Below are 10,623 nucleotides of genomic sequence, written 5' to 3' on the forward strand. Positions count from 1 at the left end.
CTCTATATTCAAGTATTTACTTGATTGTATTGTAAACTTTATCGAAAAATTATTCAAGTGGATACTATAATGAGTATTGAAAGGATGTATTATTATATTTTTTGGTGGCGTATATGCTACTATGAAGTTATGAAAAAGAAACTGGATAAGAATTTATACGAAATTAGATGCCAGTTCAGTAACAACATACAAAGAGCTGTTTACTTCCATATGGAAGATAATCAGTATGTAATGACCCATGGATTTACAAAGAAAACTCAAAGGACACCGCCTAATGAAATAAAAAAAGCCAAGCGTCTACGACGCAGATATTTAGGGAGGGAGTATGAATGTCTAGAATGGATGAAATCAAAGCAAAAGCTATAGCAAAAGATCCTGAACGTAAAAAAACTTATGAAGAGGAGTCTAAACGCTTAAAGACTGCCGTAATGATAGTCGAACTGAGAGAAAAGCATGGCTTAACTCAACAGGTGCTTGCAGATAAAGCTGGGGTTCCAAAATCTACAATTGTACGTATTGAAAATGCACAGGTCAACACAACTGTAGATATGCTGAGCCGCATTGCTCAAGCTGTAGGTAAAGAACTTGAAATGAGTATTTTATAGAAATAAAAATCGCTGTCAGCTATTCTGACAGCGATTTTTCTATTCCAGTTCGTAATGGGTTATAAGGTAATCAATAATTTCCGTCAGCTGCTTGACCCGGGATGCATGGACATGTTTCGAAATGGTCGACACAGATCGTTTTGTCAGTCTTGCGATTTCCTTCTGAGTCATACCTGTTAAATAGAACTGCATAACTTCCTGTTGCAGCGGTGTTACGGTTCTAAAAATATCCGTCGCGTACATTAATGCAATTTCGATACCTTTCGGCATATCAGGGCTTGAGAAATCCTGTACTTTAGACTTTTTAATCGTTTGAAGCGACTCTCTTACCACTTTTATGGAAGAGTGATCCCAGCGATCGGGATTGTATTCAGGGTAGGAATCATCGACAGTATGGAAACTGCACTTTAATGGAAAGTCTGAAGCAGGCCATAATGATTTTGCATAAAATGCTAACAATATAGAGTAATGCGGCTGTGATGATAAGATAAAAAGCTCTTCTCCCAGCCGATAATTCATATATAATTTATTCTCATTGGAGTTTAAATCTCGCAGTTTACGTTCTATATGAGAAAGATGGTTGTATATCTCAGGCGGTGCCTTAGTACTGTTCGACACATCCAAAATCAGCATAGAGATTATGGTAACCAGCTCCTTTAATGTAATGAGTACATTCTACAATAATTCGTCTTAAAAGGCGAATTGAATTTTTAAGTTCGCTTATATAGGCGAATTTAATGTTGGAGATGAAGTTGATTGATGATTTGAAAATCAATAAAAATCTACTGTGGTATTTGAATTTGAAATCATAGGAGCAACGAAAGATTGCCAGGAAATTATATGTAATCTGATTAACTTGTATAGCTAACCAGCGTAGCAGTAATGAAAAAATAATGGATCTTTTCAGAACGAAAAATTAGTTATAAGAAAATTAACAACAATTCATTTTGGATGTTATTTTATATTTATTCCTGTGTAAACCTGGAAGGGTTCTCGTAAAGGCCCCGGATAACAACGGCGTTTTCCTGTTGTGAACCGACAGGCCCCGGATGACAACGGCGTCTACCTGTTGTAAACCGACAGGTCCCGAATGACAACGGCGCTTCCTCGTTGTTAATCGACGCGCCCCGAATGACAACGGTGTCTCACCGTTGTCAACCGATCCCCCAATCCCCCCGGCGACTCCCAATTAAACAGACAGCATCCCCGCGCCGGTGATGAGATTTTTATCTTTTAACGGTATTTCATTTGAATGGGTGCGGTTCTGCTCGGTTATTAGATGAAACACAGGCTGAAATCTGTTACTATATTAGAGATTGAGAATTGATGAACGGGAGTGCCATTATGCAATTTACAGAGTTAACATTGGAAGAATTCAATGACTACACAGGAAAACATTTCAGTCATTTTACCCAGACAGAACAAAATTACAAATTAAAAACAGACAGCGGCATTGAGACTTATTTAGTAGGTGTAAAAGACGGCGACGCGGTTAAGGCTGCTTGCCTAGTTACATTGACGCCTGTCATGAAAGTATTTAAATACGCATATACGAATAGAGGGCCGGTGCTTGACTACAGCGACGAAACGGTTTTTACTACATTTTTTGACGGCTTGACGAAGTTCTTAAAACCGAAGAAAGTCATGTACCTGCGCGCGGACCCGTATGAAGTGATTAATAAGCGCAATCACGAGGGCGAAGTTATTAAGAGTATGGAAAATGATTATATCTTTGATAACTTTAAAGCCCTTGGTTACGATCATGATGGATTTAAAAACGGCTTTGACCCGATTGTCCAGGTTCGCTGGCATTCAGTGCTGGATCTTGCAGGGAAAGATAAGAAGACGGCATTCGATGAAATGGATACGCTCCGTAAGCGTAATATTAAGAAGGCGGAGAAACACGGTCTGCATATTAAGTATCTTGATATCGATAATATCGAAATCTTCCGTAAGTTTATGAAAGATACGTCAGAGATGAAGTCTTTCTACGATAGAGATGACAGCTTCTATATTGATAGAAAACGCTACTTTAAAGATCAGGTTATGATTCCGATGGTGTATGTAGACTTGGAAGATTATAACGAGTCTATTGCACAGGATAAGAAGAAGATGGAAAAGAGTATCGAAAAAGCGGAACGTGCGTTAGAGCGTGATCCGGATAACGAGAAGAACCAGAATAAAATTAAGAATCTGAGCGAGCAGCTTGAGAACATCGATGCGAAGCTGACTGAAGGTAAAGCGCTGCTGGAAACACACGGCAAGGAACTGCCGCTGTCGAGTGCGTACTTTATAGTGACACCGCATGAAGTGACTTACCTGTCCGGCGGGACAGATAACGACTTCCGTCATTTTGCAGGGAGCTACTTAATTCAGTGGACAATGATTCAGTATGCATTGGAACAAGGTATAGACCAGTACAACTTCTACGGAATCAGCGGAGACTTTACTGAGAATGCTGAAGACTACGGTGTAATTCAGTTTAAGAAAGGGTTCAATGCTGTAGTGAACGAATATATCGGGGACTTTATCAAACCGGTGAACGGTCCGGCGTATAAGATTTATAACGGACTGAATAAGCTGCGTAATAAATAAGAGAGAGTGAATCGCATGAAGTTTTTAGAATTAACTGATGAAGAATATGCGGCATTTATAGAAGAAGGCCATGAGGCGGCTTTCTTCCAGATGCTTGAAAATAAAACCAACCGTGAGATGAACGGCGAAACGGTTAAACTGCTCGGTGTTAAAGATGATGCGGATAAAGTTGTGGCAGCATGTCTGTTTACACTGCAGCCGACAGTGATGGGCAAATATTTCTATTACTCGAACAGAGGCCCGGTACTCGATTATCATAATTTAGAGCTGGTACGTTTCTATTTTGAAGGCTTAACGGAATACCTTAAGAAGAATAACTGTTCATACGTTAAAGTCGATCCGAACTGGATTTACAAGAAGTATGATAAGGATGTTGTCGAGAAGGGAGAATACCCGGCGCAGGATGCCTTAATCAAGCTGATGGAGTCGCTTGGCTACGGTCATGAAGGATTTACACGCGGTTATTCTAAAACGTCCCAGGCACGCTGGATGAGTGTTTTGGATGTATCGCCATTTGAAGATGAGAAGGCACTCGTTAAATCGTTCGACTCACAGCGTAAGCGCAATATGAAGAAAGTACAGAAATACGGCGTGGAGTTTAGATTTTTAGAGGTCGATGAAATCGATAAGTTCGTGAAGCTGTATGCCGATACGTCAGAACGCCAGGGCTTCTTTACACATCCGGATCCTAAGGGATATTTCTCGAACTTTAAAAAAGCTTACGGCGATAAAGTGCTCATTCCTTACGCCTATATCGAACTCGATAAGTATGTGGCGAATCTGACTAAGGAATTAGAGGATGTTACAAAACGCTTAGAGACAATGCAGGCGAAAGAGAATAAGAATGACAAGACATTAAACAAGATAAAAGAGATGGAAAAACAAGTGAGTAATCTTACCGGCGATCTAGATGAAGCGAAAGTCATCCACGAGAAGGAAGGCAATGTGCTGGATCTTGCTGCCGGCATTTACTTTGAAACGCCGTATGAGCTTGTGTATAACTCAGGGGCAAGTACATCTGAGTATCCGCAGTTCGTTGGACCGTATAAAATGCATTTAGAGATGATGAAGTATTGTATCGAAAATGATATCTCACGCTATAACTTTTACGGCGTAAGCGGAGACTTCTCTGAGGACGGGGAAGACTACGGAGTTTATCGATTTAAGCGCGGATTCAATGCAGAGATTGAAGAGCTGGTTGGGGACTTCGTTAAAGTGATTGCGCCAATGCAGCACAATGTCTATAAAGTAAAAGCGAAACTTGGACTGAATAAGTAAAGCATAGAAAGGTTTGATCCAGCGATGGAAGTAAAACCAATAACAGAAGAAGCATTTAGATTATTTGTACAGACCTATGACGGGCATATGCACTATTTTCATGATGAGCTGTTCTACGATTACATTTCCCGTGTGAATGAAACGCATCTGCTCGGGTTATATGATGGCGAAGACTTGGCGGGAGTATCACTCCTCAGTGCGACATCAGTATTGAAGAAATTCAGACTGTTTACGTCTCATACGGGACCGCTGATTAATGACTTTACTAATGAGCGTTTGAAGTTCTTCTTAGAAGCCATTGATGCGTATGTCAAGAAGAACGGTGCACTGCAGATGATTCATTCTCCGTATACTGTCTACCAGATGCGGGATCATGATGGTAATGTGTGTGAGTCGGATGAGCGTAATAACCAGGAAATTGTTTCTATATATGAGAATCTCGGTTATAACCATCACGGCTTTACGACAGAACTGATCACTGAAGAGCTGTTGCGTTATCAGGCAGTAATCGATGTCGATAAACCGCTCGATGAGATATTAAAGCAGATGGATACGACGACTCGTTATAATACACGTCAGACAGAAACAATGCCGCTTGAGTTAAAGCTGCTTGATGAAGACGAGTATGATAAGTTTATCGATATATATAAAGAGACAGAAGAACGCATCGGTTTTGACCCGGTGCCGGCGGAGAAAATTAAAAATCTGCTGAATACGCTGAAGGACCGCATGTTTTTAGTGCTGACCCATGTGAATGTGGATAATTATCTGGAGCAGCTGCACGCGGAACGTGAAGCGGAACTCGCTAACATTGCAGAGATAGAAGAAAAAACGGCGAACGGTACGGCGACGAAGCGCGAGAAAAAACGCGTTAATGAACATAAAGAACAGCTCGCGAGTAAAGATAAGCGGATTGAGAAAATGGAAGAATTCAAAGCGGAATTCGGCACGGAACTCGATCTGTCAGCGGGCATGTACTATTACAATAACCATGAAATGGTATACCTGTTCAGCGGAAGCTATCCGGAACTGTCGTTCTTTAAAGGTACGAATTTTGCGACCTGGGAAATGATTAAGAAGGCGCAGGAATTAGGCGTGAAGCGGTTTAACTTCTTCGGCCTGACAGGCGACTTTACTGAAGCGGCACAGGACTACGGCGTTTATCGATTCAAGCGCGGCTTCACACCGTATATTGAAGAGCTGCCCGGCACGTTTGATAAAGTATTTAACAAACCGGTGTATGCGATAGCGAAGAAACTTGGGAAAATATAAACAGGAACAGCCGGCAGAATCCTCTGTCGGCTGTTCTTGCGTCTTGATAGGGTGTTAATCCCGTCATTGTGGAGGTGACGATGACGAGATAGGGTGTTAATCCCGTCATTGTGGAGGTGACGATGACGGGATAGAGTGTTAATCCCGTCATTGTGAAAGTGACGATGACGAGATAGGGTGGTAATCCCGTCATTGTGGAGGTGACGATGACGGGATAGAGTGTTAATCCCGTCATTGTGGAAGCGACGATGACGAGATAGAGTGTTAATTCCGTCATTATGGAAGTGACGATGACGGGATAAGGTGTCAATCCCGTCACTGTGGAAGTGACGATGACGAGATAGAGTGTTAATTCCGTCATTGTGCTGTATATTTTTAAATGAAACCAATGAAAATGCCTTCGGGGACTTCGATTTCGCTGTCTAAACGGGTGATTGTGCCATCTTTGTTGATTTTAAATAAAACAAGGTTGTGTGATTTCTCATGTGCGCAGACGAGATACTGTCCGTCGGGAGTAATGTTAAAATCACGAGGCCAGTTGCCGTTGGATGATTCAATCTGCAGTCTGTTCAATGACTTGCCGTTGTCTTTAATTTCAAAGACGGCAATACTGTTGTGTCCGCGGTTCGAGGCGTAAATATATTTACCATTCGGGTGCTTGCGGATTGCTGCTGCCTGAGAATGCTCAGTGAAATCTTCCGGCAGTAGGGAGTATGTTGCAATCGGGCTGAAGGCACCGTCATTATACTCTGCAGCAATTACTTCGTTTGATAACTCCGTTAGAATATACGCGTAATCGCCAGCATCGCTGAATACCAAGTGGCGCGGGCCGCTGCCGGGCGCGACTTTGGACTCTGCCACGACGACGAGACGTTCTTCTTCTATTGAAAACGTCACAATCTTATCTGCACCTAAATCTACGGCTGCAAAATATTTGCCGTCCGGCGTTTCCGTAACAAAATGCGAGTGCGCGTGGTCCTGGCGTTCATGCGGGCCATTGCCTTCTACTTGAAAAACATCGAGCCGTTCCACAACAATGCCGCGCTCGTCCATTTTGTATAAACGCAGCTTGCCTGAATCGTACACGGCATCGAGCATATACTTGCCGTCGGATGACGCGGTTAAATAACAGCCGTTTTCGCCTTCAGGCAGACATTCATCGATGAATTTAAGCTCGCCATCTGCAATTTCAAATGTTGCAATGCCGGCTGTGTCGCCATCCTGCTTCAGAGAATAGAGTTTATCATCTTGAATATCCAAATACAACGGGCCCTGGAATTCTTCAATTAAGTCGCCGCCGTTCAATTCTTCAGCTTCCGGATCTAAAGTGAAACGATAAATGCCCTTACTTTTTTTCTGGGTATAAGTGTCAATGTATCCAATCATTTAATCTCCTCCTGGTTTTTACTGTATACCCTGAATATGAAATTTGAAAAGGGGTATAATGAAACTGATAAAAGAAGGGGGCGCTGCATGTGGAAAATAGTGAGCGGATAACGATAGATATTGCAGAATTTCAGAAAGATCCTGAGAATGCTTTTAAAACAGCTGAAAAGGAGCAAAGTGTCGTGCACGTAATCGACGGGGATACAGTTGCGGGCGTTCTGATGAGTAAAGCACAGTACGAATTTGCGCGGGATGAAATCGAGTCGCTGTATGATGTGATCGATGAACTGACGGTCAATGAGAATTTAGCCAACTCGGATGAGAAGACATTTTCTGTTGATGATGCAGCGTATGAAAAGATAAAAGAATTGCAACTGGATGAAGATTGGGAATAAATATATTGGTTAATGAAATTATCAGTTAAAGTGCTTTGCATGACAACATCACGTGAGCTGTTCAACATCTAAATATCATTTGTTTCATTTTACAACACTGAAATAGGGTGGTATAATGTACTTATCAATTAAAGTGCTGAACATGAATCACCGAACGCCCAATCTACTGTAATAGATTGGGCGTTTTTTATGGTGTATTGGCAGTTGTCCAGTTACTTATCGTCTTTATTCAGCCAATAACTGAACAATACGATTGTTGTACCGACTGTAATCGGTGCAAGTAATAACTCAAAAAAAGTGCTTAACATGATGTCACCTCCTTCCATGCTAGATGCACGGAAGTGAACTGGACAACCTCTATAATTTTACCATAAATCATACTTGGTACATATGTAATAATAGGGTGGATTTATATCTTAATATTAATTGAGTGCAATATTCTGACAATTTAGATTGATAAAAATATCGCACCAATTGCAATACATATAATATAAGTATTTAACGTAATTTGGATAGAAATTGCCAAATATATACGTATATAAGGATTATCAGGAACTGATTCAGCATGTATTAAAACTCAGCTAAAATATACGTAAAAACGTATTTTTAACGTTAAATAAGTAAAATCTATATATAAGCTGAAATCCTGAATTTGATAAAATCAGCCAAATTTAAGGATGATTTTAAGAACTTAAATGAAGGATTATACGTAGAATAATATTAACTGAGCTCAGAGAGCTTGAGCTGGATGACAGATTGAGCCACAGAGGCGCAGCTGAATGTAAATCTGCAGCGTGTGAATTGCAATCTGAGACAAATGCACAGAAATTAACCATATAAACACGCAAATAAATTATGTTAAATAAGCATATATAAATACATGAATTTGAACGTTTATTTAGTTATACATACTAAAGTTTACATAACATATATTATAGGAAGTTACATGTATTGCCAAATACTGGGTTGTACAGTCACCTATCTGGATGTTTATATGTTAAATACAAGTATGATATATAATTCACATACGATATTTATCTTTTATTTTACAGATATCTCTTAATCAGGGCTGCTCCTCGGTAAACTTCAGAACATCTCACACCAGGACACGAGATCTTTATCGTTTTATACACGCCCTATGTTTTAAATTTTGCCAAACGGTTATACACATTAATGTGTTCAACTTACTACAGTAAAATTATTTGGAGGGATATTATTATGGCACCATTTATTAAAGCGTATCATGATGATGACAAGATCCAGGAAGTGATTGAAATTTTAAAATCTAACAAGGTTGATACTAAAGACATTTACGTTATCACCCACGACGATGATCGTACGAAACGAATTGCGGACAACTCCGGTGCGAATACTATCGGTATGAGTGAACAAGGTCTTGCTGACGCTGTGAAGACAACGTTCAAGAAAAAAGGCGATGAACTTCGCAATAAATTGCAAAACATCGGTTTTGATGAAAATCAGGCCACCCAGTATGAAGCTGAACTCGACAAAGGTGTCGTTTACCTTATCGTTACGGAAGCTTATGGTGTAGATTTAGATACATTGTTAGCTTAATTATATAAAAATTAATTGAGCTGCGCCCCACTATATTTCGGGACGCAGCTTTTTTTGATGCTTGCGCCCTGCTGCGTTTGCTGATTAATTAAGATGACAAGCACTCCCTTTCTGCTTATAATAAAATTCCGGGTTTACATAATTTCAAAATAATGTAATTTTAAATGGAGGATGAGCAGATGATAATGATTAAGAAGAAAAGTTGGATTATGTCTCTGATGTTAGCAACTGCCCTATTTTTAACAGCATGCGGCGGTACGACGGAAAGTAAAATTACAGGTATTACGACGGAAAGTAAAATTACAGGTATTTGGAAACTGGATGAGGATGAGGAACCTACATTTTTAGAAATTGGTGAGGAACAGATTATCAGCAGGAAACCATCTAACGATGAACCGATGATTGTGAGTTACATATTTACGGAAACACAAAATGACAACTTCTTTCTTGAAGCAATCAATCCTGAAGATGGTTCTAAAGTATTTCTGTTAGAAGGATACATGGATGGTAAAGACAGAATAGCAGTCGTTGACGCTCCGGGAGACCCGGCTGACTTAATCAGAGTTGACGATATGGAAAAAGAGATAGAAGAACATGAAAAGAAAGCAAAAGCTGCTGAAGAAGAACAAACGAGAATAGATACCGCACAGCGTAAAGAAGAAAAACGGCAGGAAGAACAAGAAAAAGCTGATGAAAAAGCACGTACTGACGAAGAAGAACGTGAAGAAAATGAGCGTAAAGTTGCAGCTGAAGAGCGTGAAAAAGAAGAATTGGCTGAGACTGAAAAAGAAGATGAAGAGGAAAATGAGAAGTCTGAAGTTGTTACAGCTGCGGCAACTTCCAAGCCTTCCAATGGAAGTGTAAAAGATGAATATTACCAGAAGGCAAGAAATTTACACGATGAAATGAACTCAGATGCAAGTGAGATCTATAGTGAAGGTGGAACTCCAAGTGAAGGGTTTGCTGGCCAATATTATACAGACTGGGACAATATGCTGAACGAGGTATGGAGTTTACTGGAAGTGAATATGCCGAGTGATGAATATGAAGTGCTGCTAGCAGAACAATTGGAGTGGATTGAAATGAAAGAACATACTTTTGCAACTGAATATAGCGATTTAACAGCAGCGGAAAGAGAGAAAAGATATGCGTATCTCTCTAATGCTACTCAAGAGAGAGCCCGTTATTTGATTGATAATTACTTAGAATAATTTAAACAGCCATATCCCCTATTTTTATGGACATGGCTGTTTTTATTATTTAGTTTTCGAAATTTATTGTTGTAAAAAGTTAGCTTCATCTACTATTTCTGTTCGTGAAGTCTTATACGCTAAAATTTTTGCTGAGAATGTCGGAGAAACACAATACGACCTGCAATCTGCAATGAACATCAATCTAGATGTTGATGTGGGATTCAAGAAAGGTGAAATGGGTAGGGAGATGAGAGCTGTATCCCCTATATTTTGGGTGCGGCTCATTTTGTTGTGAATCCAGCGCTCCCGGTTAACAACGGCGTT

At 40.2% G+C, this 10,623-nt stretch carries 13 protein-coding genes; 8 read left to right on the forward strand and 5 right to left on the reverse strand.

All coding sequences use genetic code 11. The features are described from left to right. The first annotated feature begins 129 nt into the window (after positions 1-129). Positions 130-366 (forward strand): type II toxin-antitoxin system RelE/ParE family toxin, encoded by a 237-nt coding sequence (locus H625_RS13000; protein WP_245573129.1) that lies wholly within the window; start codon positions 130-132, stop codon positions 364-366. Further along, a complete protein-coding gene (locus tag H625_RS0110090; protein WP_026859796.1) occupies positions 330-605 on the forward strand; it encodes a helix-turn-helix transcriptional regulator in 276 nt (91 codons plus the stop codon). The genes H625_RS13000 and H625_RS0110090 overlap by 37 nt, the downstream gene beginning before the upstream one ends. Positions 606-644: 39 nt before the next feature. Here the strand turns inward: H625_RS0110090 and H625_RS13005 are convergent, their stop codons facing one another. Further along, the gene (locus H625_RS13005; RefSeq protein ID WP_084135826.1) at positions 645-1,238 is read right to left on the reverse strand and encodes a helix-turn-helix transcriptional regulator; all 594 of its coding nucleotides are present in this window, start codon (positions 1,236-1,238) and stop codon (positions 645-647) included. A gap of 711 nt (positions 1,239-1,949) precedes the next feature. Here H625_RS13005 and H625_RS0110100 point away from each other — a divergent pair. Genes H625_RS0110100 through H625_RS0110110 form a run of 3 tightly spaced genes read left to right on the forward strand, consistent with a single transcriptional unit; the run spans position 1,950 to position 5,750 of the window. Then, positions 1,950-3,200: an aminoacyltransferase gene (locus tag H625_RS0110100; RefSeq protein ID WP_026859797.1), complete on the forward strand. Its 1,251-nt coding sequence runs from the start codon at positions 1,950-1,952 to the stop codon at positions 3,198-3,200. A 15-nt stretch (positions 3,201-3,215) separates the two neighbouring features. Next, positions 3,216-4,478: an aminoacyltransferase gene (locus H625_RS0110105; RefSeq protein WP_026859798.1), complete on the forward strand. Its 1,263-nt coding sequence runs from the start codon at positions 3,216-3,218 to the stop codon at positions 4,476-4,478. 24 nt (positions 4,479-4,502) lie between these two features. Then, positions 4,503-5,750, forward strand: coding sequence for a peptidoglycan bridge formation glycyltransferase FemA/FemB family protein (locus tag H625_RS0110110; RefSeq protein WP_026859799.1), 1,248 nt, complete (start codon positions 4,503-4,505; stop codon positions 5,748-5,750). On the opposite strand, the gene H625_RS13785 is transcribed toward H625_RS0110110, so the two are convergent. Together H625_RS13785 and H625_RS0110115 are read right to left on the reverse strand one after the other, a co-directional pair. Continuing rightward, positions 5,704-6,111, reverse strand: a complete 408-nt coding sequence (locus H625_RS13785) for a hypothetical protein (RefSeq protein WP_169516135.1) — start codon at positions 6,109-6,111, stop codon at positions 5,704-5,706. The two genes, H625_RS0110110 and H625_RS13785, sit on opposite strands and share 47 nt — an antisense overlap. Positions 6,112-6,125: 14 nt before the next feature. After that, positions 6,126-7,136 (reverse strand): lactonase family protein, encoded by a 1,011-nt coding sequence (locus tag H625_RS0110115; protein ID WP_026859800.1) that lies wholly within the window; start codon positions 7,134-7,136, stop codon positions 6,126-6,128. Positions 7,137-7,225: 89 nt separating this feature from the next. On the opposite strand from H625_RS0110115, the gene H625_RS0110120 reads away from it, so the two are divergent. After that, on the forward strand, positions 7,226-7,531 hold the full coding sequence (locus tag H625_RS0110120; RefSeq protein WP_026859801.1) for a hypothetical protein: 306 nt from the start codon (positions 7,226-7,228) through the stop codon (positions 7,529-7,531). Positions 7,532-7,743: 212 nt separating this feature from the next. Here the strand turns inward: H625_RS0110120 and H625_RS13645 are convergent, their stop codons facing one another. Then, positions 7,744-7,839, reverse strand: a complete 96-nt coding sequence (locus H625_RS13645) for a type I toxin-antitoxin system Fst family toxin (protein WP_156897221.1) — start codon at positions 7,837-7,839, stop codon at positions 7,744-7,746. Positions 7,840-8,749: 910 nt separating this feature from the next. Here H625_RS13645 and H625_RS0110130 point away from each other — a divergent pair. After that, complete coding sequence (locus tag H625_RS0110130; protein WP_026859802.1) at positions 8,750-9,106, forward strand: YflT domain-containing protein; 357 nt, start codon at positions 8,750-8,752, stop codon at positions 9,104-9,106. Positions 9,107-9,285: 179 nt separating this feature from the next. Further along, entirely contained in the window at positions 9,286-10,317 is a 1,032-nt protein-coding gene (locus H625_RS13650; protein WP_026859803.1) for a lysozyme inhibitor LprI family protein, read from the forward strand. Positions 10,318-10,380: 63 nt separating this feature from the next. Here H625_RS13650 and H625_RS13830 read toward each other — a convergent pair. Then, the coding region (locus H625_RS13830; RefSeq protein ID WP_211222587.1) for a hypothetical protein at positions 10,381-10,623 on the reverse strand (243 nt) is incomplete at its 5' end.

The organism is Jeotgalicoccus psychrophilus DSM 19085, from assembly GCF_000425845.1.
GTDB classification, from domain to species: domain Bacteria; phylum Bacillota; class Bacilli; order Staphylococcales; family Salinicoccaceae; genus Jeotgalicoccus; species Jeotgalicoccus psychrophilus.